The sequence below is a fragment of the Amycolatopsis lurida genome, from assembly GCF_900105055.1.
Classification (GTDB): domain Bacteria; phylum Actinomycetota; class Actinomycetes; order Mycobacteriales; family Pseudonocardiaceae; genus Amycolatopsis; species Amycolatopsis lurida.
The window spans coordinates 2,705,795-2,732,216 of record NZ_FNTA01000004.1; the positions used below are offsets into that span (position 1 = coordinate 2,705,795).

The 26,422-nt window shown below is 68.8% G+C and carries 26 protein-coding genes, 2 tRNA genes, 1 other RNA gene and 1 pseudogene; 10 read left to right on the top strand and 20 right to left on the bottom strand.

Features of this window, described 5'->3' with window-relative positions:
• Window positions 1–11: 11 nt before the first annotated feature.
• Window positions 12–557, bottom strand: a complete 546-nt coding sequence (locus tag BLW75_RS17505) for a TetR/AcrR family transcriptional regulator (protein ID WP_034322101.1) — start codon at window positions 555–557, stop codon at window positions 12–14.
• A 43-nt stretch (window positions 558–600) separates the two neighbouring features.
• On the opposite strand from BLW75_RS17505, the gene BLW75_RS17510 reads away from it, so the two are divergent.
• Window positions 601–1,722 (top strand): FAD-dependent monooxygenase, encoded by a 1,122-nt coding sequence (locus BLW75_RS17510; RefSeq protein WP_034322102.1) that lies wholly within the window; start codon window positions 601–603, stop codon window positions 1,720–1,722.
• On the opposite strand, the gene BLW75_RS17515 is transcribed toward BLW75_RS17510, so the two are convergent.
• Both BLW75_RS17515 and BLW75_RS17520 read right to left on the bottom strand, forming a co-directional pair.
• Window positions 1,667–2,341: a response regulator transcription factor gene (locus BLW75_RS17515; RefSeq protein ID WP_034322103.1), complete on the bottom strand. Its 675-nt coding sequence runs from the start codon at window positions 2,339–2,341 to the stop codon at window positions 1,667–1,669. The genes BLW75_RS17510 and BLW75_RS17515 overlap by 56 nt on opposite strands.
• The gene (locus tag BLW75_RS17520) at window positions 2,316–3,920 is read right to left on the bottom strand and encodes a histidine kinase (protein WP_034322106.1); all 1,605 of its coding nucleotides are present in this window, start codon (window positions 3,918–3,920) and stop codon (window positions 2,316–2,318) included. Before BLW75_RS17520 ends, BLW75_RS17515 begins: the two co-directional genes overlap by 26 nt.
• Before the next feature lie 115 nt (window positions 3,921–4,035).
• Here BLW75_RS17520 and BLW75_RS17525 point away from each other — a divergent pair, with 115 nt between their 5' ends.
• Both BLW75_RS17525 and BLW75_RS17530 read left to right on the top strand, forming a co-directional pair.
• Window positions 4,036–4,245, top strand: coding sequence for a hypothetical protein (locus BLW75_RS17525; protein ID WP_034322109.1), 210 nt, complete (start codon window positions 4,036–4,038; stop codon window positions 4,243–4,245).
• Entirely contained in the window at window positions 4,242–5,000 is a 759-nt protein-coding gene (locus tag BLW75_RS17530; RefSeq protein WP_034322111.1) for a hypothetical protein, read from the top strand. The genes BLW75_RS17525 and BLW75_RS17530 overlap by 4 nt, the downstream gene beginning before the upstream one ends.
• A 27-nt stretch (window positions 5,001–5,027) precedes the next feature.
• On the opposite strand, the gene hutI is transcribed toward BLW75_RS17530, so the two are convergent.
• From hutI to hutH, 5 genes are read right to left on the bottom strand one after another with little or no spacing between them, the layout of a single operon-like run.
• Window positions 5,028–6,194, bottom strand: coding sequence for an imidazolonepropionase (gene hutI, locus BLW75_RS17535; RefSeq protein ID WP_034322113.1), 1,167 nt, complete (start codon window positions 6,192–6,194; stop codon window positions 5,028–5,030).
• Complete coding sequence (locus tag BLW75_RS17540) at window positions 6,182–7,486, bottom strand: formimidoylglutamate deiminase (protein WP_034322116.1); 1,305 nt, start codon at window positions 7,484–7,486, stop codon at window positions 6,182–6,184. The genes hutI and BLW75_RS17540 overlap by 13 nt, the downstream gene beginning before the upstream one ends.
• Window positions 7,483–8,679, bottom strand: coding sequence for an allantoate amidohydrolase (locus BLW75_RS17545; RefSeq protein WP_034322118.1), 1,197 nt, complete (start codon window positions 8,677–8,679; stop codon window positions 7,483–7,485). The genes BLW75_RS17540 and BLW75_RS17545 overlap by 4 nt, the downstream gene beginning before the upstream one ends.
• Complete coding sequence (gene hutU, locus BLW75_RS17550; protein WP_034322121.1) at window positions 8,676–10,328, bottom strand: urocanate hydratase; 1,653 nt, start codon at window positions 10,326–10,328, stop codon at window positions 8,676–8,678. The genes BLW75_RS17545 and hutU overlap by 4 nt, the downstream gene beginning before the upstream one ends.
• 4 nt (window positions 10,329–10,332) lie before the next feature.
• Entirely contained in the window at window positions 10,333–11,859 is a 1,527-nt protein-coding gene (gene hutH, locus BLW75_RS17555) for a histidine ammonia-lyase (RefSeq protein WP_034322124.1), read from the bottom strand.
• A gap of 171 nt (window positions 11,860–12,030) precedes the next feature.
• Here hutH and BLW75_RS17560 point away from each other — a divergent pair, with 171 nt between their 5' ends.
• Entirely contained in the window at window positions 12,031–12,816 is a 786-nt protein-coding gene (locus BLW75_RS17560) for an IclR family transcriptional regulator (RefSeq protein ID WP_034322128.1), read from the top strand.
• On the opposite strand, the gene BLW75_RS42325 is transcribed toward BLW75_RS17560, so the two are convergent.
• From BLW75_RS42325 to ssrA, 3 genes and pseudogenes are all read right to left on the bottom strand, one after another.
• Complete coding sequence (locus BLW75_RS42325; RefSeq protein WP_143055333.1) at window positions 12,804–13,019, bottom strand: hypothetical protein; 216 nt, start codon at window positions 13,017–13,019, stop codon at window positions 12,804–12,806. The two genes, BLW75_RS17560 and BLW75_RS42325, sit on opposite strands and share 13 nt — an antisense overlap.
• Before the next feature lie 135 nt (window positions 13,020–13,154).
• Window positions 13,155–13,847 (bottom strand): annotated as a pseudogene (locus tag BLW75_RS17565) (alpha/beta fold hydrolase); the annotation flags it as partial.
• 111 nt (window positions 13,848–13,958) lie between these two features.
• Window positions 13,959–14,331, bottom strand: a transfer-messenger RNA (tmRNA) gene (gene ssrA / locus BLW75_RS17570).
• Between the two features lie 155 nt (window positions 14,332–14,486).
• Here ssrA and BLW75_RS17575 point away from each other — a divergent pair.
• The 5 genes from BLW75_RS17575 to BLW75_RS17595 all read left to right on the top strand — a co-directional run bounded on the left by BLW75_RS17575 (window position 14,487) and on the right by BLW75_RS17595 (window position 18,729).
• On the top strand, window positions 14,487–15,164 hold the full coding sequence (locus BLW75_RS17575) for a sensor domain-containing protein (RefSeq protein WP_034322131.1): 678 nt from the start codon (window positions 14,487–14,489) through the stop codon (window positions 15,162–15,164).
• Entirely contained in the window at window positions 15,161–16,300 is a 1,140-nt protein-coding gene (locus BLW75_RS17580) for a sensor histidine kinase (protein WP_034322133.1), read from the top strand. Before BLW75_RS17575 ends, BLW75_RS17580 begins: the two co-directional genes overlap by 4 nt.
• 52 nt (window positions 16,301–16,352) lie before the next feature.
• On the top strand, window positions 16,353–16,994 hold the full coding sequence (locus BLW75_RS17585) for a response regulator transcription factor (RefSeq protein WP_034322135.1): 642 nt from the start codon (window positions 16,353–16,355) through the stop codon (window positions 16,992–16,994).
• 82 nt (window positions 16,995–17,076) lie between these two features.
• Window positions 17,077–17,310 carry a hypothetical protein gene (locus tag BLW75_RS17590; protein ID WP_034322139.1) on the top strand — a complete coding sequence of 78 codons (234 nt, stop codon included), beginning with the start codon at window positions 17,077–17,079 and terminating at the stop codon, window positions 17,308–17,310.
• A 93-nt stretch (window positions 17,311–17,403) separates the two neighbouring features.
• Window positions 17,404–18,729, top strand: a complete 1,326-nt coding sequence (locus tag BLW75_RS17595; protein ID WP_034322142.1) for an acyltransferase family protein — start codon at window positions 17,404–17,406, stop codon at window positions 18,727–18,729.
• Here the strand turns inward: BLW75_RS17595 and BLW75_RS17600 are convergent.
• From BLW75_RS17600 to BLW75_RS17635, 8 genes are all read right to left on the bottom strand, one after another.
• Complete coding sequence (locus BLW75_RS17600; protein ID WP_034322145.1) at window positions 18,719–19,615, bottom strand: amidohydrolase family protein; 897 nt, start codon at window positions 19,613–19,615, stop codon at window positions 18,719–18,721. The genes BLW75_RS17595 and BLW75_RS17600 overlap by 11 nt on opposite strands.
• Window positions 19,612–20,094: an SsrA-binding protein SmpB gene (smpB, locus tag BLW75_RS17605; RefSeq protein WP_034322147.1), complete on the bottom strand. Its 483-nt coding sequence runs from the start codon at window positions 20,092–20,094 to the stop codon at window positions 19,612–19,614. The genes BLW75_RS17600 and smpB overlap by 4 nt, the downstream gene beginning before the upstream one ends.
• Before the next feature lie 51 nt (window positions 20,095–20,145).
• On the bottom strand, window positions 20,146–21,039 hold the full coding sequence (ftsX, locus tag BLW75_RS17610; RefSeq protein ID WP_034322150.1) for a permease-like cell division protein FtsX: 894 nt from the start codon (window positions 21,037–21,039) through the stop codon (window positions 20,146–20,148).
• Window positions 21,040–21,090: 51 nt separating this feature from the next.
• Window positions 21,091–21,780 carry a cell division ATP-binding protein FtsE gene (gene ftsE, locus BLW75_RS17615; protein ID WP_005168409.1) on the bottom strand — a complete coding sequence of 230 codons (690 nt, stop codon included), beginning with the start codon at window positions 21,778–21,780 and terminating at the stop codon, window positions 21,091–21,093.
• A gap of 135 nt (window positions 21,781–21,915) precedes the next feature.
• On the bottom strand, window positions 21,916–23,019 hold the full coding sequence (prfB, locus tag BLW75_RS17620) for a peptide chain release factor 2 (RefSeq protein ID WP_034322242.1): 1,104 nt from the start codon (window positions 23,017–23,019) through the stop codon (window positions 21,916–21,918).
• A 66-nt stretch (window positions 23,020–23,085) separates the two neighbouring features.
• Window positions 23,086–23,586 (bottom strand): PadR family transcriptional regulator, encoded by a 501-nt coding sequence (locus tag BLW75_RS17625; RefSeq protein WP_034322153.1) that lies wholly within the window; start codon window positions 23,584–23,586, stop codon window positions 23,086–23,088.
• Between the two features lie 272 nt (window positions 23,587–23,858).
• Window positions 23,859–23,932: transfer RNA gene (locus BLW75_RS17630), tRNA-Met, on the bottom strand.
• Window positions 23,933–24,015: 83 nt separating this feature from the next.
• The gene (locus tag BLW75_RS17635) at window positions 24,016–24,609 is read right to left on the bottom strand and encodes a TetR/AcrR family transcriptional regulator C-terminal domain-containing protein (RefSeq protein ID WP_034322157.1); all 594 of its coding nucleotides are present in this window, start codon (window positions 24,607–24,609) and stop codon (window positions 24,016–24,018) included.
• Window positions 24,610–24,702: 93 nt separating this feature from the next.
• Between BLW75_RS17635 and BLW75_RS17640 the strand changes: the two genes are divergently transcribed.
• Complete coding sequence (locus BLW75_RS17640) at window positions 24,703–26,160, top strand: FAD-dependent monooxygenase (protein ID WP_034322159.1); 1,458 nt, start codon at window positions 24,703–24,705, stop codon at window positions 26,158–26,160.
• Window positions 26,161–26,324: 164 nt separating this feature from the next.
• On the opposite strand, the gene BLW75_RS17645 is transcribed toward BLW75_RS17640, so the two are convergent.
• Window positions 26,325–26,398: transfer RNA gene (locus BLW75_RS17645), tRNA-Met, on the bottom strand.
• Between the last annotated feature and the right edge of the window lie 24 nt (window positions 26,399–26,422).

Consider the following 26,422-nt stretch of genomic DNA (forward strand, 5'->3'; position numbering starts at 1 on the left):
AAGGTCCCTTGCTACCCCGCCACCCCGAGCCCAGCCAAAACCTCCCGCGCCCCTCGCGTCAGCTCCTCCAGCCCCGGCGGCCGCAGCGAACCCGTCCCGGCCAGCGCGTCGAAGACCGTCCCCTCCAGCCACGCGACGAGCACCCGCGCGTGCCGCTCCGGCTCCGCCGATCCGCACCCGGCGAGCACCTCCGCGCACCGCCGCCGGATGACCAGTCCGCCCCGGTCGTAGGCCTCGCGTAGCTCCGGCCGCCGCGTCGCCTCCAAAGCGAACTCGTAGCGCGCGAGCATCCGCGTCCGCCCGTTCGTGATCGCCGCGTGGGCGAACCCGGCCACGTACTCGGCCAGCCGTCCGGGTGGCGGGTCCAGGGTGACCTCGTCGAGTTCGATCATCCGTGAGATCGCCAGCTCCAGCAGCGCCGCCCGCGTCCGCGCGTAGTACGAGGTCGAACCCGCCGGCAGCCCGGCGAACCGGTCGACGGCGCGATGCGTCAGCCCCCGCATCCCCTCGGCCGCGATGACCTCGATGGCCGCGTCCCCGATCGTCGCCTTTCGCACTCTACAAGTGTAGTAGTACTCTACAGATGTAGAGGAGGTCGACATGCGCAAAGCGATCGTGGTCGGCGGGGGAATCGGCGGACTGAGCGCCGCCATCGGGCTGCACGGCATCGGCTGGGAGGTCACCGTCCTCGAACAGGCACCGGAGCTCACCGCGGTCGGCGCGGGCATCTCCCTGTGGCCGAACGCCCTGCGTTCACTCGAGACACTGGGCGTTCGCCTCACCGGACAACAGGAGCAATCCTCCGGCGGTCTCCACGACCGCCACGGCCGCCGCATCACCCGATGGGATGCCGAGGCGTTCCGCCGTCACCACGGCCGCCCGCTCGCCGCCATCCACCGCGCGGATCTCATCGGCACGCTCCGCGAGGCCCTCCCCGACGGCTGCGTCCGCACCAGCGTGCAAGTCACCAGCCTCGACGATCTCGACGCCGACGTCATCGTCGCCGCGGACGGAATCCACAGCACGGCTCGCAAAGAACTCTGGCCGCGCCATCCCGAGCCGGTGTACAGCGGCAGCACGGCCTTCCGCGCGGTCACCACCGTCCCTCACCCGGCAGAACTCAGCACGAGCTGGGACGACGGCGCCGAGATCGGGGTCATCCCGCTGCATGACGGCCGCGTCTACTGGTGGGCGAGTTACCTCGCCGAAGCGGGAGTCCGTCACGAGGACCCCAAGTCGTATCTGCGAAACCGCTTCGGCGGCTGGCACGAACCGATTCCCGGGCTCATCGAGGCGACCGCGCCCGAGACGCTGCTCCACCACGATCTCTACCTGCTCGGCACTCCCCTGCCGACCTACGTCAAGGGCCGCGTCGCGCTACTCGGCGACGCGGCCCACGCGATGCCGCCGTTCCTCGGCCAGGGCGGCTGCCAGGCGATCGAAGACGCCGTCGTCCTCGCCGCCGCGCTCAGTACCACCGAAGACGTCGACACGGCACTGAAGAGTTACGACGAACAGCGCCGCCCGCGCAGCCAAGGTGTCGTGAAAGCCTCGGTCCAGGCCGGAAAAATCGGCCCGCAGCTGCGCAACCCGCTCGCCGTGGCCCTCCGCAACGGCGTGTTCCGGATGCTCCCCGGCGCGCTCACCGCCCGCATCGGCGCAGGCGTCAGCGGCTGGACGCCTCCGATCCCCCGCCGACCAGCCCCGCCTCGTACGCGGTGATCGCGGCCTGCACCCGGTTCCGCGCGCCGAGCCGGTTGAGGATGGTGCTGACGTAGGCCTTCACCGTTCCCTCGACCACGAACAGTTTCGCGGCGATGTCCGCATTGGACAGTCCGGAACCGAGCAACGCCAGCACTTCCTGCTCACGCGGGGTCAGTTTGCCGATCAGTGCCTTCGCCTCTTCGGCGCGAGAGACCTGATTGCCGGAGAAGCGGGCGATGACGCGCTGCGCGACCTTCGGCGAAAGGAACGCCGCGCCACCCGCGACCGCGTGGATCCCGCCGAGCAGTTCACGGGGGTCGCCGGATTTCAGCAGGAAACCGCTCGCGCCGAGGCCGAGCGCGCGTTCGATGTAGGCGTCCTCGCCGAACGTGGTCAGCATGATCACGCCCACCTCGGGCAGCAACCTTCGGATCTCCTCGGCCGCCTTGAGCCCGTCCATGACCGGCATCCGGATGTCGAGGAGCACGACGTCCGGCCTGGTCGCGCGGGCCTGCTCGACGGCGGCACGGCCGTCCTCGGCCTCCGCGACCACCTCGATCCCGGCGTCCGCGGCCAGGATCGCCGACACGCCGGCGCGGATCATCGCCTCGTCATCGGCCAGCACCACCCGGATCATCCGGGTCCCCCCTTTGCTCGTCTTCACTGATCACGTGCTTCGCCACGAGTCTCCCCTCGGCGAAGCACAGCCGGTAGGCCTCGTAGTTCAAGTTGAACACGCTGCGCTCGGTGCCGTAGTACTCGCAGGTCGCTCCGTCGGGTACCGGCGGTTCCACCGCGCGCGGCCGCGCGATCCGCTGGCCGTCGGGCAGGAGGGACGCGACCTCCGCCCGCGTCTGGCCGATCCGGATGCGGTCGTAGTCGCCGCCGGGGAGTTCGGAGCGGTACCACTGGACGAGGAACACCGCACCGCTGATCCCGACCACCAGGCCGAACAGCCCGATCGGCACGACGATCGCCTGGATCAGGCTGCGCCGCACGTCCCGGCGCGCACGCTCGAGTTCCCTGGCCGACGTCGACTGCCCCACCTCGGCGTCCATCGCCGCCTGGCTCTCGGGCGATTCCTCCGACGGTGCCGCGTCGTGCGGCAAGGTCGCGCTGACCTCGAATCCGCCGTCGTGCGGGCCCGCCCGCAGGGTTCCGCCGACCAGCCGGACCCGCTCGCGCAGGCCGATCAGCCCGCGCTTGCCCGAAGCCCGGCCAGGCAACGGCCCCGCGGGCGGCGCGGTGTTGGTGACCACGACGTCCGTCCGTCCCGCCGACCGCGTCACCCGGACGGTGACGGCCGCCCCCGGCGCGTGTTTCACCACGTTCGTGACCGATTCCTGGACCACGCGATACGCGGCGCGGTCGACCATCTGCGGTTCGCCGTCGAGCGGTGCGTCCACAGAGGACTCGATCAGCACGCCCGACGCCCTGGTGCGGTCGAGCAGTTCGTCGATGCTTTCGTGCACCGGCTCGGTCGGCGCGTCGTCCTCGCGCAGGACCCCGATGATCTCGCGCAGCCGCTCGGTCGCCGTCGCGGCGCTTTGCCGCAGCTCACCCGCGGCCTGCCGCTGCTGCTCGTCGAGGCCACCCGCGACCTCCAGCGCCGCCGCGCGTACCGCGATGAGGCTCAGCTCGTGGCCCAGCGAATCGTGCATGTCGCTGGCGATCCGGGTGCGCTCGCGCAGGCGCGCGCGGTCGGCGATGAGCCGCTGACGGCTCTCCATCTCTTCGGCGCGCCGCCAGCCGTCGCGCGCCATGTCCTCGCGCTGCCGGATGTACCTGCCCAGCAGCCAGGGCGTCACGCCCGCGAAGACCAGGACGCCGAGCAGCGCGCCCCAGGACGCGAACCCGTCCTTGCTCCACACGAGCGCCACGGGGACCGCGATCACGGAAACGACGGCGAACACGCGAAGCATCGGCTTCGCGACCGGCCGCCGGTAGCCGGCGAGGTAACCCACCGCGACGAGGACGAACCCTTCCCAGATCGGCACCCGGCCGCCGAAGCTGCCCATGACGACGAAAGCGGCGAACATCGCGATGGCGAGGGAGACGAGCGGGTACCGGCGCGACACCGCGATCGCGGCCGTGGTCGCGGTGAGCCCGAAGAGCAGTTCCCAGTGTTTCGTGCTGGATCCGGCGTCGATGACCACCCAGCCGCAGAGCCCGAGCCACAGCGCGATGTCCATGACCAGCCGTCGCCCGCGCCGCACGGGCTCCTCCGCTTCCTTCACAAGTCAGGACGCTACAAGCCGTGACGAGCGGTCCGCCATGGACGAAAGTAAAGGTCCCCTGCTTCCCCGGGTCGATGAGGCATGATGATCGACCATGGCCGAGCGCACACTCACCGGTCAGCTAGGCGGTCCTGTCCCGGCAGGCATCGAAGCGCTGGCCGACCACGAGAAGCAGGACCTCTCCGACGCGCTGCGCGACGCGCGTCACCGTCAGGCCAAGGCATTGGCCGAAGCGGGCGAAGAGGGCCTGAAGTACGTACCCGCGCTGCTGCGCGGCACCGTTCGCAAGGTGGTGGGCCTGTGACCACCGAAAACTTCGCCGCGCAGGCGGAGATCCTCAAACTCGCCCGCGTCCTCGGCACCACCCCGGAGCGGCTTTCGTATCTGGAGAAGGTGGACGCGGCCGAACTCCAGGCATTCCGCGAACAGGTGACGGACACGCTGTTCGACGCCAACCTCGCCGCCCTCGAGCGGATGGCGATGGCGAGCAAGCTCGTCCCGAGCCCGATCCTCGCGAAGATCGCCGAGAAGGTCTTCGGCCCGCTTCTGTGCGCGCGGATCGCCGGGCTGGTGGACGTCTCCCGGGGCGTCGACGTCGCGAAACGGCTGAAGCCGCCCTTCCTTGCCGACGTCGCGGCCGAGCTGGACCCGCGCCGCGCGAGCGCGATCATCGCCAGGATCCCGCTCGACACCGTCGTCGCGGTCGCCGGCGAACTGGTGCGCCGTGAGGACTGGATCACCGTCGGCCGGTTCGTCGGCCATCTTCCCGATCCGACGGTGCGCCGGGCGCTGGCCGTCATCGGCGATTCCGCGCTGATCCGGATCGCGTTCGTCCTCGACGACAAGAGCCGGATCGATCACGTCCTCGGGCTGCTCCCCGAGGCCCGGTTCCGCGGGCTCCTCCAGGTCGCGGCCGCCGACGAGGACCTGTGGGCGCCGGTGCTCGACCTGCTCACTCACCTGAGCGAAAAGCGGGTCGAGCAGTGGTCCCACCTGCTCGGTGACCTTCCGCCCGCCCTGCGTGAGCGCGTCCAGGAGACCCTCGGCCAAGCCTTTTGATCGCCGCGGGGGAGCAAGGGACCTTTGCTACCACTTTGCGGCGAAACCGCTGGTCAGCCGCCTCCCGCGCCGCCACACAGCGGCCGTCAGCGGCACCCCCGGCCGGTACGCGAGGTGCGTCGTCGAAGGCGCCTCCAGCACGTGAAGGTCAGCGCGCGCCCCAGGCCGCACGAAGCCCACATCGTCACGCCGCAACGCGCGAGCCCCGCCCGCCGTCGCCGCCCACACCGCCTCGTCGATCGTCATCCGCATCTGCAGCACCGCGGTCGTGACGCAGAACGCCATCGACGTCGTGTACGAGCTGCCCGGGTTCGCGTTACTGGCCAGCGCGACCGTCGCCCCCGCGTCCAGGAGCCGCCGCGCCGGCGCCAGCGGCTGGCGGGTCGACAGGTCGCACGCCGGCAGCAAGGTCGCGACGGTGTCCGAAGCCGCGAGAGCCTCGACGTCCGCTTCGCTCAGGTACGTGCAGTGGTCGACACTCGCCGCCCCCAGCTCGACGGCGAGCCGCACACCCGGCCCCTCCCCCAGCTGGTTCCCGTGCACCCGCAGCCCGAGCCCGCGCTCCCGCGCCGCCTTCAGCACCCGCCCGGACTGCGCCTCGTCGAACGCGCCGGTCTCGCAGAACACGTCCGCCCACCGCACGAGCGGCGCGACGGCATCGAGCATGTCACCGCATACCAAGTCCACATAGGACTCCGCGTCCGCGCCCGGCGGCACCAGATGCGCACCGAGGAACGTGACCTCGTCGGCCACCTCGGCGGCGATCCGCGCTGAGCGCGCCTCGTCTTCGACGTTGAGCCCGTATCCGGTCTTCGTTTCCAGGCAGGTCGTGCCCTGCCTCGCCGCTTCGTCGACGTGACGCCGCAGGTTCGCCGCCAACTGCTCGTCGGAGGCCGACCTCGTCGCGTCGACGGTGACCGCGATCCCCCCGGCGCTGTACGCCTTCCCCGCCATCCGCGCTTCGAACTCCGCCGTCCGGTCCCCGGCGAAGACCAGGTGCGTGTGACTGTCCACCCAGCCGGGCAGCACCGCACGGCCCTCGACGTCGACACGCTCATCCGCGTCGGGCGCGTCCGCGGCCGCGCCGACCCAGGCGATCGTTTCGCCCTCGACGACGACGGCCGCGTCGCGCAGCTTGCCCAGTTCGGCGTCGTTCGTGGTGAGCTCGCCGATTCCCGTGATCAGGACTGCCACAATGCCTCGATCTCCTTGGCCAAGACCGTTTCCGGCCGGTCGATCAGCTGATGCACGCCATCGCGGACGATCTCCCGCCCGGCGACGACGACGTCCCGGACGTCCGCTCCGGAAGCGGCGAAGACCACCCCGGACGGCTCGATCCCCGCGGTCCGCACCGAACTCAGGCCGACCGTCACCAGATCCGCGCCCGCGCCCGGAGCCAGCCTGCCGACCTCGTCCCAACCGACCGCGCCGTGATCCGTCGCCGCCGCGAGCAGTTCCTCCGCGGTGAACCGGCCGCGTTTCTCGCTGGCGAGCCGCTCGTTCAGTTCCAGCGCCCTGGTCTCCTCGAACGCGTCGACGACCGCGTTGCTGTCGCTGCCGAGCGACAATCGCACTCCCGCGTCCAGCAGCGTCCGCGCGGGGCCGATCCCGTCACCGAGATCCCGTTCGGTCGTCGGGCAGAAGCAGGCGCGGCTCTCCGCCTCGCCGAGCCATTTGATGTCACCCGGGGTCAGGTGCGTCGCGTGCACCGCGGTGAGCCGCTCGGTGAGCACTCCGTTGTCCCAGAGCAGGCCGGTCGGAGTCCAGTGATAAGCCGCCATGCACTGTTCGTTCTCGGCCCGCTGCTCGGAAAGATGGATGTGCAGCGGCCGATTCTCGGGCGTCCCGTGGTCCACTTCGGACAATTCGTCCTCGGGAACGGCGCGCACGGAATGGATCGCGCCACCCACCCGGAACGTCTCGTCCTCCCGCAGTTCGCCTGCTCGTTGCGCCCACTTCGTGGCCGTCCCATCGGAGAACCGCCGCTGGACTTCGTCGGGTTCGATGCCGATCCCACCCGCGAGATAGCACGTGTCGAGCAACGTCAGCCGGATCCCGGCGTCTTTGGCCGCTTGACGCAGCGCCTCGCCCATCGCGTTCGGTTCGGCGTAGGGCTTTCCGCCCGGCGCGTGGTGCAGATAGTGGAACTCGCCGACGCTCGTGTAGCCGGCCAGCACCATCTCCGCGTAAACCCCACGCGCCAGGCGATAGTACGAATCCGGATCCAGCCGGGACGCGAGCGAGTACATCCGCTCGCGCCACGTCCAGAAGGTTCCGCGATCGTGATGCGTGCGGCCACGCAGCGCACGGTGGAACGCGTGCGAGTGCCCGTTGGCGAACCCCGGCAAGGTGAGTCCATTGAGGACAATGCCTTCGCGAGGCGCGTTCGCCATCACCGAAGTGATCTTGCCGCCGCCGATGTCGATCCGGACGGCATCGGCGATCCCGTCCGGCAGCCAGGCACGTTCGCACCAATATGTCGTCATGTCGACAGTTTCTCCAGAACCTCCGCGAGCGCGCGGGCACCGTGGTCGACGTCCGCCGCCTCGGAGAACTCCTCCGGCGAATGGCTGATGCCGGTGGGATTGCGTACGTAGAGCATCCCGGCCGGGACGAACCCGGCGAGGATCGCGGCGTCGTGCCCGGCACCGGTCGGCAGTTCCGGCGGCCCGCCCAGCCAGGTGCCCAGGTCACGGCGCAGCGCGTCGTCGAAGATCACGTCGTCGGAGTACGACTCCCTGCTGACCTCGACACGGCACCCTTCCTGCGCGGCCGCCTCTTCGGCCAGCTTCGCGATCTCGGCGACCAGCTCGGGCGTATCCGTACCCGGCACCCGCGCGTCCAGCCAAAGGTCCACAGTGGACGCGATGACGTTGGTCCCGCCGGGGGTCGGTACGAGCCTGCCGACGGTCGCCCTCGCCTCGGTGGTCGCCTTGGCCAGCTTCCGCACGGCGAGCACGGTCTCGGCCGCCGGGATCATCGGATCACGGCGGTCGCCGATCAGCGTGGCGCCGGCATGATTTCCCTGTCCTTGGAAGGAGAATCGCCATCGGCCGTGCGCGATCACCGTGTTGCCGACGGCGACCGGCGAACCGAGATCGATCAGCCCGCGCCCCTGCTCGACGTGCAGTTCCAGGAACCGCCCGATCAATCCGAGCCGCTCGGCGTCCCGGCCGACCCGCTCGGGATCGAGGCCGGATTTCGCCGCCGCCTCGGCGAACGTGACGCCGTCCGGGTCTCGCAGGCCTCGTGCCTTGTCCGCGTCGATGGTCCCGGTCAGCAGCCGGGAGCCGAGGCACGGCACACCGAATCGGCCGCCCTCTTCCTCGGCGAAGACCACGACGGCGAACGGCTTCGCCGGGCGGAATCCCTTGGCCTGCAAGATCTCCACCGCGTCGAGCGCGCTCGCGACACCGAGCGGGCCGTCGAAGGCGCCGCCGCCCGGCACCGAGTCGAGGTGGCTCCCGGTGACGACCGCGTCCGGGCCCGGGGTGCCCCACCAGGCCCAGACGTTGCCGTTGCGGTCGGTCTCGACGCCCAGCCCCAGCCGCCCGGCGCGTTCGACGAACCACTCGCGCAGTTCGGTTTCGGCCGCGTCGAAGGCGTGGCGGGAGTAGCCGCCGCGCTTCGGGTCGCGGCCGACGTCCGAGATCTCCTCCAGCAGCGAGGACGCGGTCACTCGGCGTCCCGCATCGGCACGCGCACGCCACGCTCGTCGGCGACTTCGGCGGCACGGTCGTAGCCGGCGTCGACGTGCCGGATGACGCCCATGCCCGGGTCGTTGGTGAGCACGCGTTCGAGTTTCTGCGCCGCCAGCAAGGTTCCGTCTGCCACGCTGACCTGGCCCGCGTGGATGGAGCGGCCCATGCCGACGCCGCCGCCGTGGTGGATCGAGACCCAGCTGGCGCCCGACGAGGTGTTGACCAGCGCGTTCAGCAGCGGCCAGTCGGCGATCGCGTCGGAACCGTCGGCCATGCCCTCGGTCTCGCGGTACGGCGAGGCGACGCTGCCCGAGTCGAGGTGGTCACGGCCGATGACGACCGGCGCCTTCAGCTCACCGCTGGCCACCATCTCGTTGAACCGCAGGCCCGCGAGGTGCCGCTCGCCGTAGCCGAGCCAGCAGATCCGCGACGGAAGCCCCTGGAAGGCGACGCGCTCCCCGGCCAGCCGGATCCAGCGCGCGAGGGATTCGTTCTCCGGGAACAGTTCCAGCATCGCGCGGTCGGTCGCCGCGATGTCCTCGGGGTCACCGGACAGCGCCGCCCAGCGGAACGGGCCGTTGCCCTCGCAGAACAGCGGGCGGATGTAGGCGGGCACGAATCCCGGGAAATCGAACGCGCGCTCGCAGCCGCCGAGTTTCGCCTCGCCGCGCAGGGAGTTGCCGTAGTCGAAGACCTCGGCGCCCTTGTCGAGGAAGCCGAGCATCGCCTCGACGTGCTCCGCCATCGACTCGCGGGCGCGCTCGGTGAACTCGTCGGGCTTCTTGTCCGCGTAGTCCTGCCACTCGTCGACGCCGATACCCTTGGGCAGATAGGAAAGCGGGTCGTGCGCGGAGGTCTGGTCCGTGACGATGTCGACCTCGACACCACGGCGCAGCAGTTCGGGAAGCACCTCTGCGGCGTTGCCGACCACGCCGACGGACAGCGCGCGCTTTTCCTTCTTCGCGGCCTCCACCCGGCGGATCGCGTCGTCGAGGTCGTCGGCGACCTCGTCGAGGTAGCGGGTCTCGACGCGGCGGTGGGCGCGCTGCGGGTCGCATTCGATGACCAGCGCGACGCCGTCGTTCATGGTGACGGCCAGCGGCTGCGCGCCGCCCATGCCGCCGAGACCGGCGGTGACGGTGAGCGTGCCCTTGAGGCTGCCACCGAACCGCTTCTTCGCGACGGCGGCGAAGGTTTCGTACGTGCCCTGCAGGATTCCCTGTGTGCCGATGTAGATCCAGGACCCCGCGGTCATCTGGCCGTACATGGTCAGGCCCTGGGCTTCCAGACGGCGGAATTCGGGCCACGTCGCCCAGTCGCCGACGAGGTTGGAGTTCGCGATGAGCACGCGCGGCGCCCATTCGTGCGTGCGGAACACACCGACCGGCTTGCCCGACTGGACGAGCAGCGTCTCGTCCTGCTCCAAGCCGGTCAGCTCGCGGGTGATCGCGTCGAAGCTGGCCCAGTTGCGGGCGGCCTTGCCGGTGCCGCCGTAGACGACCAGGTCCTCCGGGCGCTCGGCGACCTCGGGGTCGAGGTTGTTGTGGAACATCCGCAGCGCGGCTTCGGTCTGCCAGTTCTTCGCGGTGAGCGTGGTGCCTCGGGCGGCACGGACCGTGCGGGTCATGGGCTCAGACCTCCAGTTTGGCCGCGGCGAGGACGGCACCCGACGCGACGAGTTCTTCGGCGGCGGCGATCTCCGGCGCCAGATGACGGTCGGGGCCGGGGCCCTCGACCTTGGTGCGGACGAGATCCCGGACCCGGCCGGTGACCGGCGACGGGACCAGGGGCGCGCGCATGTCGAGGGCGCGCGCGGCGGTGAGCAGTTCGATGGCGAGGACGGTGTTGAGGCCCTCGACGGCCTTGCGCAGCTTGCGCGCGGCGGACCAGCCCATGGAGACGTGGTCCTCCTGCATGGCGCTGCTGGGGATCGAATCGACCGACGCCGGCACCGCGAGCCGTTTGAGCTCGCTGACCACGGCCGCCTGCGTGTACTGGGCGATCATGTGGCCGGAATCGACGCCGGGGTCGAACGCGAGGAACGGCGGCAGGCCGTGCGAGCGGGCCTTGTCGAGCATCCGGTCCGTGCGGCGCTCGGCGATGCTCGCGACGTCCGCGAGCGGGATGGCCAGGAAGTCGAGCACGTACGCGACCGGCGCGCCGTGGAAGTTGCCATTCGACTCGACTCGGCCGTCGGACAGCACGACCGGGTTGTCGACCGCGGAGTGAAGCTCACGCTCGGCGACGAGTTCGGCGTGCGTGAGACTGTCCCGCGCGCCGCCGTGCACCTGGGGCGCGCAGCGGAGCGAGTACGCGTCCTGGACGCGATTGCAGTCCGGACCGCGGTGGCTCTCGACGATCTTCGAGTCCTGAAGCGCCGTCCACATGCGTTGGGCGCTGAGCGCTTGACCGGGGTGCGGACGCAGCGCCTGGAGGTCGGCCGCGAAGGCGCGGTCGGTGCCGAGGAGCGCTTCGACGCTCATCGCCGCGGTGATGTCGGCGGTGTCGAGCAGCTTGCGGAGGTCGGCCGCGGCGAGCAGGAGCATGCCGAGCATGCCGTCGGTCCCGTTCGTAAGGGCGAGACCCTCCTTCTCCGCGAGAACGACCGGCTCGATCCCAGCGTGCTTCAGCGCTACGCCGGCCGGGACGACTTCGCCGTTGTACTCGACTTCGCCCTCTCCCATCAGCGCGAGCGCGACAGCGGCGAGGGGCGCGAGGTCACCGGAGCAGCCGAGCGAGCCGTACTCGTGAACGAGCGGGGTGATCCCGGCGTTGAGCAGGGCCGCAAGCGCTTGCGCGGTCTGCGGCCGGATGCCGGTGTACCCGCTGGCGAGGGTGCGGAGACGCAGCAGCATCAGCGCGCGCACGACCTCGGTCTCCACGACCGGGCCCGCCCCCGCCGCATGCGACCGGATCAGCGACCGCTGGAGCGCGGTGCGGCTCTCGAGCGGGATGTGCCTGGTGGCGAGCGCCCCGAAGCCCGTCGAAACGCCGTACGTCGGCGTCTCGGCGTGCGCGAGGTTATCGATGTGCTGCCGCGTCGCGGCGAGGTTCTTCTCGGCCGCTTCGCTGACCGCGACGGGCGAGTGGTCACGGGCGACCGCGACGACCTGTTCGGGCCGAAGCGGTTCGGAGCCCAGAAGTACGGTTTCCGGCATAGCTCCATTGGACAACGCCATGACCGCTGGTGGGCGGCCCCAACCGCTGGTTGTGTCTGGTATCCAAGACACGCGGGGCGGGAGCAAGGGACCTTTGCTATCGCTTCTCTCGACGTTGAGACAAGTGGTAGCAAAGGTCCCTTGCTCCCCCGAAGCGAACAGGAGGTCGGCATGGGTGAGAGCAGCGAGGTCCCGGCTCTGCGACGCGGCCTCGGCATCCTTCGCGCCCTCGCCGCGCGGCCGGGCCCGGTGTCGGCGGCCGCGATCGCGCGCGAACTCGGCCTACCGCGTTCGACGACGTATCACCTGCTCGCCGAACTGGAGGACGCCGGTTTCGTGACGCACTTGCCCGCCGAGCGCCGCTACGGCCTCGGTATCGCCGCGTTCGAGCTCGGCTCGGCTTACCTGCGTCACGACCCGCTTGAGCGGCTCGCGCTCCCGCTGCTGCGCAAACTCGCCGACCGCGTCGGCCACACCGCGCATCTGGGCGTGCTTCACGGCAACGAGTCGCTCTACCTGGTCAAAGAGCGCCCCACCCGCCCGGAAACCCTGGTGACCGAGGTCGGCGTCCGGCTGCCTGGCCAGCTCACGGCCTCGGGCAGGGCGATGCTCCGCCATCTGCCGTCGCCGCACGTCCGCGCGCTCTTCCCGAACGCGTCGGCGTTCGTCCTGCGCACCGGTCGCGGCCCGCGCACCCTCGCCGAACTGCGCCGAACGCTGAACGAGGAGGGCAGGCTCGGCTGGGCGGTCGAAGACGGCCACGTCACCGAAGGATTCGCCTCGGTGGCCTGCCCGGTCTTCGACCACGGCGGCCGGCCGATGGCCGCGATCAGCGTCACCCTCCGCCACCTCTGCCCGGGAGCCGAGGGATGTGAGGAGACTTGGCCGGGCCTCGCCGAGGAGGTCCGCCTGACCGCGGCCGAACTGACCACCCGGATCGGGGGTCAGATGCGCTGAGCGTGCTTCTTCTGGACTCCCTCGAGCCCGAGCATCGCCAGCAGTTCAGCACAGTCGAGGGCATCCGAAGAGTGCCCTGCGACGGTTCGTGCGGCTCGGCCGTTCTGCAGCGTGAGGCGGACTTCTTCCTCCGCTCGCACGCCGGCCATCCGGCTCTGGTCTTCAGCGGGGTCGGGACGACTGGAATGCCTAGCCCAGGTCATCTGCCACCTTCTTCCGGCCCTCCGGCGACACGGGGTCGTTTCGAAAGAGGGCCATGGTCGGACACTCAGCATGACATCCCTCCCCGCGACAGTTCCCGGCGCGGGTGAATTGAGACAAAAACGATCTAGATTTCACTACTCTCCGTGATTCAGAAAAGACTCGAGCCGGGCATTGAACGGCGCACCCGTGTCGGGCACCAGATGCCCCATCCCTCGCACGATTTCCCGGCCCGCACCGGTCCCGTCCGCGATCGCGTCGGCGATGATCTCGTACTCCGGACGGTGGTCACCGGTGATCACGAGCATCGGGAAATCCGCTGAGGCCAACGCGTCGAGCGGCAGCTCCGCGTCTCCCGGCGGCCGCATCCCGACCAGCGCGCGGGCACCCCGCCGCAGCGTCTCCGGCACGGGATCGGGAATGGGCAGCGGCACACCGGCGAGCGGGAAGAACGCCTTGAACACTTCGCGAGGATCGTCGAGCGGCCCCTCGAGAATTCTCCGCAGTTCGGCGTCCCACGCGTCGACGACCTCGTCACCCCGGACGACCCCGGCAGCGGGTGGCTCGACCACGGTGAGCGTCCGGACCATCGCCGGCCGCCGCGCGCCGGCGAGCATCGCGACGATCGCGCCATAGGACAGCCCGACCAGATGCGCGGGCACGCCGAGCACCTGCTCCGCGAGCAACTCGGCGTCGACTTCGAAATCCTGTACGCCGTCCGGCGATTTCCCGTGCCCGGGGCGATCCGGCGCGAGCAACGTCCACCGCTCGGTCAACGGGCGCTGAGCCCGCCACGCCTCCCTGCCGCCGAGCAGCACACCGTGCACGAGTACGACACGCGGACCGGATCCCCATCGAGCACATGAAGGCGCATGCTCCCGAGCCTAGGCCGACGCAAAGAAGCGGCCCCGCCCCCTCAGGGGCAGGGCCGCTCCGTCGACCAGTGGAGGTGCCGGGAATTGAACCCGGGTCCTCTGGCGCATCACCAGGGCTTCTCCGTGCGCAGTCCGCTATGTCTCTACTTGGCCCCTTCAGTCACGCGAACAAGCTGAAGTGACGAGCCCAGCCACTGTTTGTTTCCCAACCACACCCCGTAGCCGAGTGTGGCGGTAAGCCTCCTAGCTGATGCCGGTGACCGGGTCGGAGGCGACCCCGGACCGACAGAGTTGCTCTACTGCTTAGGCAGCAAGAGCGAACTCGCGCTGGCTCTTAGGCTCGGCGCTTATTGGTTTGCGATGACGCTTACGGTGGTCTCTCGCCTGCACCGGCACGCTTCTCCTGATTCAACGACCAAAGTCGAAACCGTTCACCCCCTTGGTGGGATACAACCTGTACATCATAACTCGGACGGCAACCGGGTTATTCCCGCAGGTGGGGCTAGCCCCACCTGGGAGATGCCCGTGGGCACCATGTCAGCGAGCACGCGCGAGCGCGATGCTGGACTCCTCGCACCAGAGAGGAGCAAGACCATGAGCTCGCTAGCGGCCGAGCGGGAGCTGAGCAGGTCCGATCCGTCGTTCGGCGGCTCGCTGGTCTACCTGCTGATGAACCTGCCGATGGGCATCGTGGCGTTCGCGCTCTTGATGTCGTTCTTCTGGGTGGGCATCGGCACGGCGATCGTCTGGATAGGGCTGCCGATCCTCGCGCTGGTGATCCTGTCGGTCCGCGGCGCGGCCCGGATGGAACGCGCCAGGGTGTACGCGCTGCTCGACCGCTACATCGACCTGCCGTATCTCCCGCTGCCCGTCGCCGGCCAGTCCGTGCGCTGGAAGGCGCGGCTGAAGGACGGCTCGACCTGGCGCGACCTCGCCTACTTCTTCCTGCTCTTCCCACTCGGCATCATCGAGTTCGTCCTGGTCACGGCGTTCTGGGCGACCAGCCTCGGCCTCGCCGGCCTGCCGATCCACTACCGCTTCCTGCCCGGCGGCGAGTACCGCTTCCCGACCTGGGAAAACGCGTGGTTCACCGTCGATTCGACGGTCTCGGCGCTGCCTTGGGCGGCGCTCGGGGTGCTCTGCATCGCGCTGTCGGTAGCGTTGACGAAGGCGCTGGCCGGGATGCACGCCCGGCTGGCGACGGCGCTGCTCGGGCCGACCCACGCCCAGCGCCGCCGTCTGGAGGATTCATGGGGCGAGGTTCACGGATGACGATCGACCAGCAGGTGCCGCAGGTGGGGATTCCGCGGCCGCGACCGTTGCGGTCGATCGTCTACATGATCGTCAGCTTCGTGTTCCGGCTCCTCCAGTTCGTCCTCATCGTCACCGGCCTGGCGGTCGGCATCGCGACGGCGGTGGTGTGGATCGGTTTCCCGATCCTCATGGCCACGACCAGTTTCATTCGCTGGTCCGCCGACCGCGAGCGAGGCTGGGCGCGCACGATGCTCGAGACTCCGCTGGAGCCGGTCGAGCGTCTGCCGGTCGAAGGACTTCCGCTGGTCAAGCGCTGGCTGACCCGCTTGACCGACGCGACGACTTGGCGCGATCTCGCCTACCTGATGGCGGCGTTCCCGTTGGCCTGTCTGGAGCTTCCGATCGCGATCGCGTCGATCGTGCTGCTGCCGATGGCGATCTGGGTCACCCCGTGGCTCGGCTGGTTGCACGGAAACCTCGCGTTCTCGCTCCTCGGCCCGAACCGCACCCAGCGGCTGGAGCAGAAGGCCGAGCGGTTGCAGGCGTCGCGGGCTCGCGGTGTCGACGCCGCCGAGGCCGAACGCCGCCGCATCGAGCGCGATCTGCACGACGGCGCCCAGCAGCGCCTGGTCGCCGTCGCGATGAGCCTCGGCCGCGCGAAGTCGAAGTTCGACCAGGACCCGGACGCGGTACGCGAACTGATCGACGAGGCGCACCTCGACGCCAAGCTCGCGGTGTCGGAACTGCGCGATCTCGCCCGCGGGATCTACCCGGCCGTGCTCGGCGACCGCGGACTCGACGCCGCCTTGTCCGCGCAGGCCGCGAAATCCCCGATCCACGTCGACGTCGAGGTGGACGTCGAACCGCGGCCGCCCGCCGCGGTCGAGACGACGGCCTACTTCATCGTCGGCGAGACGCTGACGAACATCGCGAAGCACTCGGGAGCGACCGAAGCGGGTGTGAAGGTGTGGCGCACCGACTCGATGGTCATCGTCGAGATCACCGACAACGGGCACGGTGGCGCCGAAGTCCGGCCAGGTGGCGGCCTCGCCGGGCTCGCCGACCGCGCGGCCACGATCGACGGCGTGATCACCGTCGTCAGCCCGCCCGGTGGCCCGACGGTGATTCGCGCGGACCTGCCGTGCCAATGGTGACCCGCTCGTGAGTGAATAGGCTCTGCCATTCACTCACGACGCTGGGGGCAGCATGCGGGTTGTCATCGCCGAAGACGCGGTTCTGTTGCGCGCGGGGGTGATCCGCCTCCTCGCCGACGAGGGCATCGAGACCGTCGCGGCCGTGGACAACGGTGACGACCTGCTGGTCGCGGTCAAGGAGCACCGGCCGGATCTCGCGATCGTCGACGTGCGGATGCCGCCCACCTTCACCGACGAGGGCCTGCGCGCCGCTCTGGGCGCTCGCGAAGTCATCCCGGGCCTGCCGGTTCTCGTGCTTTCCCAGTACGTCGAGGAGAGCTACGCCGTCGAGCTCCTGTCCGGCGGCGCGGGCGGAGTCGGTTACCTGCTCAAGGAACGCGTCGCCGACGTCGGGGACTTCCTCGACGCGGTCAAGCGCGTCGCCGGGGGCGGCACGGCCATCGACCCGGACGTCATCGCGCAGCTGATGGCGCGGGGCCGCAAGAACCCGCTCGACGCGCTCACCGCCCGCGAATCCGAGGTGCTGGGGCTGATGGCGCAGGGACTGTCGAACACCGCGATCGCGAACTCGCTCGTCGTCTCGCACGGCGCGGTCGAGAAGCACATCGGCAACATCTTCGCCAAGCTCGGCCTCGAAGCGAGTTCGGTGGAACACCGCCGGGTCCGTGCGGTCCTGACTTACTTAGGACGCTGAAGTAGCTCTTGGTGGCGAAGCCGTCACTCACCTAACATGGGCAGACTTGTAGGTGGGTGACGCGCCGAACCGAGGAGGACCCATGACCGACAGGCCCTCCCACAGCGCCCGCTTCTTCGGCGGCCCTCTCGACGGACGCGTCCAGGAACTCGGCGACACCGAGCCCGTCGCGGGCACCGTCCTCAAACACGTCCATCTGCACGACGGGCCGAAGATCGAGACCCGCTATGAACTCGGCCTCGCCGAGGACGACTGCTGGGAGTTTCGGCTGTGCCCCGCCCCTCTCCCGGAGCCCGAGACCGACGGCGTGGGGTAGGGAAAACTCCACCTTCCGAGGGCGAAAACAGGAAGATCGATACGGCGGCCCGCACCGCTGTTTTCGCGGCCCCGAAGCACCAGGCTCTTTTCCATGCACACGAGCCAGAAACAGGGCCGGGACAGGTTCCTGGACATCGTCCGAGCGGTCGCGATCCTCGCGGTCGTCGTTCAGCACTGGGGAATGCCGGTGCTCTCGTACGCCGACGGCCGTCTCTCGACCGGCAACGCCCTCGCGACGCCCGGCTGGTGGGTCATCACCTGGCTCAGTCAGGTCATGCCTCTCGTCTTTTTCGCGGGCGGCGCGGCGAACCTGATCTCGTTGAGCCGCGCGGAAAGTTCCCGTTCCTGGCTCGCGGCCCGCCTCAAGCGGCTGATGATCCCGGTGCTGCCGCTGGTGGCGGTCTGGTTGTTCGTCCCGGACATCCTGCGTGGCATGGGCATTCCGGAGCAGCCGCTGCAGGTCGGCGGAGCGATCGCAGCGCAGCTTCTGTGGTTCCTGGCCGTGTACGTGCTCACCGTGCTGCTCACCCCGCTCCTGGCCACCGCGCATCGCCGCTGGGGCCTGAAGGTCCCGCTCGTGATGCTCGCCGCCGCGGTCCTCGTCGACGTCGCCCGCTTCAACGACCTCGGCCTGATCGGTTTCGCGAACGCGATCTTCGTCTGGATGGCCGTGCACCAGCTCGGTTTCCACTACACGCGAGGCCGTCTCGGCTCGCTGAGCCGCAACGCGGCGCTGGGGATGGCAAGTATCGGGTTCGGCATCACCGCGCTGATGGTCGCTTTCGGTCCGTATCCCGCGAGCATGATCGGCATGCCGGGCGCCCCGGTGTCGAACATGAGCCCGCCGACCGTGCTGCTGGCCTTCCTCGCGATCGGCCAGATCGGGCTCCTGCTGGCCTTCAAACCGCAGCTGAACGCCATGGCCACGCGGCCGGCTCTCGACGCCGCGCTGAAGTGGATCGGCCCGCGGTTCATGAGCGTCTACCTGTGGCACATGCCGGCGCTGATCGTCGTCTCCGGTGTCGCGGTCTACGGCCTCGGTTACGAAACCCCCGAACCGGGTTCCGTGCTGTGGCTGACGATGCTCCCGGCCTGGCTCGGCGCCTGCGGGCTGGTGCTCTTCGGTCTGCTGCGGATGTTCGCCCGGTTCGAAACGCAGAATTCCGGCCCCGCGTCGACCGCCCGCACACCTCAGCTGGTGGTGGCCGGGCTGGCGATCGCGGGCGGCCTGCTCGGGCTGGCCGCGCACGGTTTCGCCCCGCTGAGCGACGGTCTCGCCCAGGGTCCGGCGCCGTGGGTGGCGCTGGCGACGGGCGGATTCCTCCTGGCCGGCAAGCAAATCCAGGTTTCGGAGCTGGGAACGCGGTTGCTCGGCCGCGCCGTCTCGGTCACCGAGGTGGCACAGCTCAAACGCTGAGCAGTTTCGCGGGGGTGTCGTGCAGCACCGCCCGCAGGAACGGCTCTCCCAGGCGATCGTCGGCTGCCCAGCCGGCGATCGCCTGCAGCTGTGTGGCGTACGAGTACGGGATGTTGGGGAAGTCGGTGCCGAGCACGACGCGATCGGGGAACTCGGCCAGCAGATCCGTCCAGTCCCGCGGGAGCGGATTACCGCGCGAAGTGAACTCCACCCCGACCATCGTGGTGTCGAGGTACACCCGCGGATACTTCCTCGCCAGCTCGAACGCGAAGTCGATCTCCGGCATGCCGGCGTGCGCGAGCACCAGCGTCAGGCTGGGATGCCGGACCAGGATCTCCTCGAACAGCCGTAGCCCGGTGTAGGCGCCCTTCAACGGACCGTGTCCACAGTGGACGACCACCGGGACACCGGCGTCCGCCAGCGCGCCCCAGACGCCGTCCAGCAGCTCGTCACGCGGGTCGTAGGCGCCGACCTGGACGTGCGCCTTGAAACAGCGGGCGCCCGCGCGCAGCGCACCGTCCACAACGGACAGCGCGGACGGCTCCGGGTAGAAGGTGCCGGTCGGCACCGCCTCGGGGACGCGTTCCGCGAATTCCAGCGCCCACGATGTCAGCCATTCGGCCATTCCCGGCTTGTGCGGATAGACCAGCGGCGCGAACCTGCGCACGCCGAACGAGCGCAGGGTTTCGATGCGCTCTTCTTCCGGCGTGCGGTAGTGCACGGGCCAGGCCATGCCGTAGTGCTCTTCGGCCTGGTCGAAGTAGGCCCACACCTTGTCCATGACCTGCTTCGGCAGGAAGTGCAGGTGAAGGTCCACGAGCCCGTCGATGCCGAGCGCCGAGATCCAACCGGGGATCTCGGCGTCCGACGCTGGCCCGTGGATCAATCGTTGTACCGGCCCTTGAGCGCCCGGCCCATGGCCCGGCTGATGGTGCGATCCGCGTCCCGCTTGGCGATGTCCTGCCGCTTGTCGTAGGACTTCTTGCCCTTCGCCAGCGCGATCTCGACCTTGACCTTGCCGTCCTTGAAGTACATCGACAGCGGGACCAGCGAAAGACCGCTCTCCTTGGTCTTGCCGATGAGCTTCTCGATCTCCTGGCGGTGCAGCAGCAGTTTCCGGGTGCGCCGCGGCGTGTGGTTCGTCCACGTGCCCTGCACGTACTCCGGGATGTGCACGTTCCGCAGCCAGACCTCGCCGTCGTCCACCGTGGCGAACGCGTCGGCCAGCGATGCCCGTCCTTCACGCAGGCTCTTCACCTCGGTACCGACGAGCACGAGACCGGCTTCGTAGGTGTCGAGGATGGAGTAATCGTGGCGAGCCTTGCGGTTCGACACGATCACCTTGTGTCCACGTTCCTTGGGCATAGCGGCGACTCTACGTGAGTTTCTGTGTTCGGGCAGGTGGTTATCGGGCGGCTAGTGGCGCACGTACAGGCGCAGCGTCACGTAGCCGGTGATCGCCGAAATGACGATCGAGACGGCGAGCAGGATCGGCGCCACCGGGAACAGCAATTCGAGCATGCCGACCGCGGGGAACACGTCCCCGGTGAGGACCAAGTCGAGCAACAGCACCTTGGTGAGCACCAGGAACACGATGCCGATGATCGCACCGACCAGGCCGGCGACCACCGCCTCCAGGAGGAACGGCAGCTGCGTGTACCAGCGGGTCGCGCCGACCAGCCGCATGATGCCGACCTCGGTGCGCCGGGTGAACGCCGACACCTGGATGGTGTTGGCGATCAGCAGCAGCGCGGCGATGGCCATGATCAGCGCGGCACCGAAGGCGAGGTTCCGCACACCGTTGAGCGCGTTGAACACGCGGTCCAGTGCCTTCTGCTGGTCGTCGACCTTGCTGACGCCCGGTTTGCCGGTGTACTCCTGGATGATCGCCTGGCTGCGCTCGGGGTTCTTCAGCTTGACGTGCAGCGACGCGGGCAGCGCCTCCGGCCCGGTCAGCGCGAGCAGTTCCGGCTGGCTCTCGAACATCTTCTTGAACCGCTCGTAGGACTGCTCGCGGTTCTCGAAGACGACCGACTCGACGCCGTCGTTGCCCTGCAGGTCCTCGCGCAGCGCCTGGCAAGCGGACTGCGAGCAGTTCGGGTCACCCGCGCTGATGTCGTTGACCAGATAGACCGAAACCTCGACGTCGGCGAGGAAGTTGGCCTTCATCTTGTCGATCGTGCCGACGGCCAGCAGGCCGAAGCCGAGCATGGCGAGGGAGACCGCGGTGGTGAGGATCATCGCGATGGTCATCGTGACGTTCCGGCGCAAGCCGGTGACTACCTCGCTGAAGACGAAACTGGCGCGCATCGGGGTTGATGTCCCTTGGAAGTCGTGGGTTACGGAGGAGGGCGGGGCCGGTCAGCGGCCGATGCCGTAGACGCCTCGGGCGTCGTCACGGATGACCTTGCCGAGCTGGAGCTCGACGACCCTTCGCCGCATCGAGTCCACGATCGAATGGTCGTGGGTGGCCATCAGCACCGTCGTGCCGGTGCGGTTGATCCGCTCCAGCAGCAACATGATGTCCTGGCTGGTGTCGGGATCCAGGTTCCCGGTCGGCTCGTCGGCGAGCAGCACGAGCGGGCGGTTCACGAACGCGCGGGCGATCGCGACGCGCTGCTGCTCACCACCGGAGAGTTCGTTGGGGAGACGGTCGGCCTTGCCGTCGAGGCCGACGAGTTCGAGCACCTCGGGCACGACCTTGCGGATCGTGGGGCGCGGCTTGCCGATGACTTCGAGCGCGAAGGCGACGTTCTCGGCGACGGTCTTGTTCGACAGCAGACGGAAGTCCTGGAACACGCAGCCGATGGTCTGCCGCAGCCGCGGCACCCGGCGACGGGCGAGCTTGGCGACGTCGAAGTTGGAGACCATGACGCGACCCTTGCTCGGCACCTCTTCGCGCAGCAGGAGACGCAGGAAGGTCGACTTCCCGGATCCCGAGGGACCGATCAGGAAGACGAACTCGCCTTTGTCGATCTCGACCGACACCCTTTCGAGGGCGGGACGGGTCGAGGTCTTGTAGACCTTGGAAACCTCTTCGAGCCGGATCACGGTTCGGCATACTACCCATGCCCGCCGTTAAGCCCGGGTAGCCCGGTCCCGGCGGCCAAGCGAGCAAGGGACCTTTGCTCTCACTCTCTCCGGGAAAGTGACAGCAAAGGTCCCTTGCTCTCTCACGCAGGGTTGCTACGCGGCTCCGGACTGCTTGCGCCAGCGGATGCCGGCCTCCAGGAAGCCGTCGATCTCGCCGTCGAGCACGGACGACGGGTTGCCGACCTCGAACTCGGTCCGCAGGTCCTTGACCATCTGGTACGGGTGCAGCACGTAGGAGCGCATCTGGTTGCCCCAGCTGGATCCGCCGTCCTTGAGCGCGTCCATCTCGGCGCGCTCCTCCTCCTTCTTCCGCTGCAGCAGCCGCGCCTGGAGGACCTTCATCGCGGCCGCCTTGTTCTGCAGCTGCGACTTCTCGTTCTGGCACGACACGACCACGCCGGTCGGGATATGCGTGATCCGCACCGCCGAGTCCGTCGTGTTGACGCTCTGGCCACCGGGGCCGGACGAGCGGTACACGTCGACGCGGATGTCCTTCTCGGGGATGTCGACGTGGTCGACCTCCTCGACCTCGGGCATCACCTCGACGTGCGCGAAGGAGGTCTGGCGGCGGCTCTGGTTGTCGAACGGCGAGATGCGCACCAGCCGGTGGGTGCCCTGCTCGACGGAGAGCGTGCCGTAGACGTAGGGCGCCGTCACCTTGAAGGTGGCGGACTTGATGCCCGCTTCCTCGGCGTAGGAGATGTCGTAGACGTCCGTCGGGTAGTTGTGGCGCTCGGCCCACCGCAGGTACATCCGGAGCAGCATCTCGGCCCAGTCGGCCGCGTCGACGCCGCCCGCTTCGGACCGGATGGTGACCACGGCGTTGCGCGGGTCGTACTCACCCGAGAGCAGCGTGCGGACCTCGAGCCCGTCGATGTCCTTGGTGAGCGCCGTGAGCTCGGTCTCGGCCTCGGCCACGCTGGCGGAGTCGCCCTCGGCCTCGGCCAGTTCCGCGAGGATGCCCAGGTCGTCGAGCCGCTGGCGCAGCTCGGAAATGCGTCGCAGCTCACTCTGCCGATGGGACAACTGACTGGTGACCTTCTGCGCCGCTTCGGGGTCGTCCCAGAGGTTCGGGCTGGATGCCTGTTCCTCCAGCTCGGCCACCTGGGCACGCAGCGCATCCAGGTCCATCACCGACTCGATCTGCGTCAGCTTGCCGGTCAGGTCCTTCAGTGCCGCATCGAACTCATCACTCACGTCGGCCAAGGTTACGGCAAAACCCACGACCGGTTGCGGGGAACCGGCCGTGGGCACCTGTCCGGGTCAGGACTGGGGGATGGAATCCAGCAGTTTCAGTGCGGCTTTCGCCTGCGCCTGCGCGAACTCGGCGACGGCCTTGGCGTACGGGCCGTCGGCGGCCTTCGTGGCGGCCTTGGCCTCGTCGAGCTGCTGCGTGTAGCTCGCGCGGGCCGACTCGAGCAGGGCCGAGCGCTGCTTGACCGTCAGCGAACCGGCGTGCACGAGACGCAGGATCAACGGGCTGCGGAGGTGGTCAGGACCGGCTTCGGAGGTCAGCCACGTCTTGAACGCCTTCTTGCCCGCCGCGGTGATGAGGTACTGCTGGCTCGACCGCGGGCCCTGCTTGCCGAGGCGGACGAGGCCCTCCTTCGACAAGGCGGGGAGCTCCCGATACACCTGGCTGCGGGTCACGCTGAAGAAGGCGCCGAAACGCTCACCCGCCCCCGCGACCAGTTGCCCGCCCGTGGCGGGACCGTCGTGGAGAAGACCGAGCAGTGCGGCGGCTGTTGCATTCAATTCGGACACGTCCTCTACGGTCCCACTTTTCGGAACCTGTGTCCACTGTGGTCAACACATCTGTCCATTGTGGCTAGTGATATGCGCTCATTCGGCCCAACGCACTACGCCTGTCCACAATGGACCGGACACGCTACGCAACCGGCCTTCGCCACGGACAGCGGAACCCGTCCCCCGCCCCGACCAACGACGGGGAGTGATCGCCGCGCGAACCACGGAATCCCCGAAACGAAGAAGCGCGGATCTGCGATTTCCGCAGATCCGCGCTTCGTTTTCTTCAGTAGCGGGGACAGGATTTGAACCTGCGACCTCTGGGTTATGAGCCCAGCGAGCTACCGAGCTGCTCCACCCCGCGTCGTTGTGTTAATAGATTACATGGGGGCGAAACCGGCTTTCAGGCGGGTACCCCTAACTTCCCGAAGAGCCTTTGACCAGCCATTATGGCGCGACTTTGTCATCCAGCCAGCCGAAGACGCCGTTGAGCACCATGGTCAGCCCGTCGGCGAACCTGCCCTCGATGTCCTCGTCGAACACCCAGGCCGTGGGCGTGACGTCGTAACGCGGGTCTCGTTCGCCCGGAACCGGGTAAACGGCCTGCTCTTCGATGGTGAAACCGATGACGTAGCTGTAGGCGGTGAACAACGCCCGCCCAGCCAGATGCGGTTCCAGTCCCGCGTCGACGCGCGCTTGAAACGGATTGTCACCGAGAAGGCTGTCATCGGTCATGAAAGTCCCGGCGAAGACCTTCGCCCCGTCACGGTAAGCAAGCATCATCCGGCGCAACGCCCGTGACGCCAGTTCGAGCGCCTCCCGCTCCCCCGTTCCTTCGGGAACACGACCCGGCATCGCGTCCGCGTACATCCGCGTCGCTATCTCGTCGAGCAGCTCCTGCTTGTTCTTCACATGCCAGTACAGCGCGGGCGCCTTGACGCCGAGTTCCTGCGCGATCAGGCGGAGCGTCAGCCCGTTGAGCCCGACGTCGTTGAGCAGCCGAAGCCCGACGCGGACGATGTCCTGCCTGGTCAGACCCACTTTTGTCCCTCGTTCCAGCGGTAGCGCCTTGACAATTTAACGATGTTAAGGGCACGCTGGCCGCAGGTCAATTTAACGTCGTTAAGGAGTGGTATGAACAACCTGGGGAAGGACGTGATCGTGGCTGGAGCGGGGCCGACGGGGCTGATGCTGGCCCACGAACTCGCGCTCGCCGGCGTCGATGTCGCAGTCCTGGAACGGCATCACGAGCGCACAGGACTGTCGAAGGCACTGAACCTGCAACCCCGGACCGCGGAAATACTGGAGCTGCGCGGACTTTTGGACGGCGCCGAGGAGCGTTCGTTCGCGACGGTGCAGGACGGGCATTTCGCGATGATCCCCATCGGCTACGACGGCTGGGGCACCCGATTCCCTTTCCAGCTGGGGATTCCGCAAGCACAGGTCGAGGCGTACTTGGAAGAACGGCTTGCCGCACAAGGAACGAAGGTGAGCCGCGGCGCCGAAGTAATCGATTTCGGTCAGGACAAGGACTTCGTCTCTGTTCGGTACCGGACAGAGAGTGGCGAGAACCAGCTGCACGCGAAGTTCCTCGTCGGCTGCGACGGCGCACGAAGCGTTGTACGCAAAGGACTCGACGTGGACTTTCCGGGTGTGGACGGTGAAGGTTTCGGGGTCGTCGCAGACGTCCTGTTCGACAAGATCCCCGCCGGTGCGCAAAAACAGTGGCGAACGATGCGGAACGTCGGCGAGCCGACCGGCGCGACCACGTTCAAAGGCCTGATTCCGCTGGGAGAACCGGGTCTCTACCGCTTCGTTTACGGCGATCGGGCCGCGCGCCCCAAGGACATCCGGTCCGCCATCTCGCACGACGAAGTCCGGCAGGCCCTGCTCGACTCGTACGGTACGACGGCGACGGTGTCGGAAATCCGCTGGGCGTCACAGTTCTCCGACGCGGCGCGGCAGGCGGAGCACTACCGCGTCGGGCGGGTACTGCTGGCGGGCGATGCCGCGCACATCCATTTCCCGGCAGGTGGCCAGGGGCTGAACCTGGGCGTGCAGGACGCCATGAACCTGGGTTGGAAGCTCGCCGCGACCGTGCGCGGCTGGGCCGGTGACGACCTGCTCGACACCTACGAGGCCGAGCGGCACCCCGTCGGCGCACAGGTGCTGCACAACGTCGCCGCTCAGCTGGGGCTGACTCCGCGCTCTCACGAGTCACGCGCGCTTCGCGCCCTCTTCGGCGAGCTTGCGGAACTGCCCGAAGTGAGCCGGTACCTGTCGGGCATGGTTTCCGGCCTCGGGATCCGCTACACGACGCACGGGACTTCGCATCCCGCGCTTGGCTCGCGGCTCACCGACCAGGACGTCGTTACGGAGGCCGGCCCGCTGCGTCCCAGCACGCTCTTCCGCGACGGCGGCTTCGTGCTCCTGACGACCACTCAGGCCCACGTCGACGCCGCCCGGGCCCACGCCCGCTCGCCACGTCTGACCACTCAGCTGGTCACAGCGCTTCTGTGGCCGTCCACGGAAGCCGTCCTGTACCGCCCCGACGGCTATGCCTGCTGGGTCGCCCCCACCCCCACGCGGTAGCAAAGGTCCCTTGCTCCCCCCGCCACCTCGGGCACCCCCTGTACCGACCACTCGGGGGTCCAGGGGGCGGAGCCTCCCTGGCGGGGGTCGGGGGTTCGACCCCCGGGACAAATACGAAGGAGGCCCGGTCTGCGTTTTCCGCAGACACGGGCCTCCAACCTCTGTAGCGGGGACAGGATTTGAACCTGCGACCTCTGGGTTATGAGCCCAGCGAGCTACCGAGCTGCTCCACCCCGCGTCGTGACACCTACCTTACGCCTGC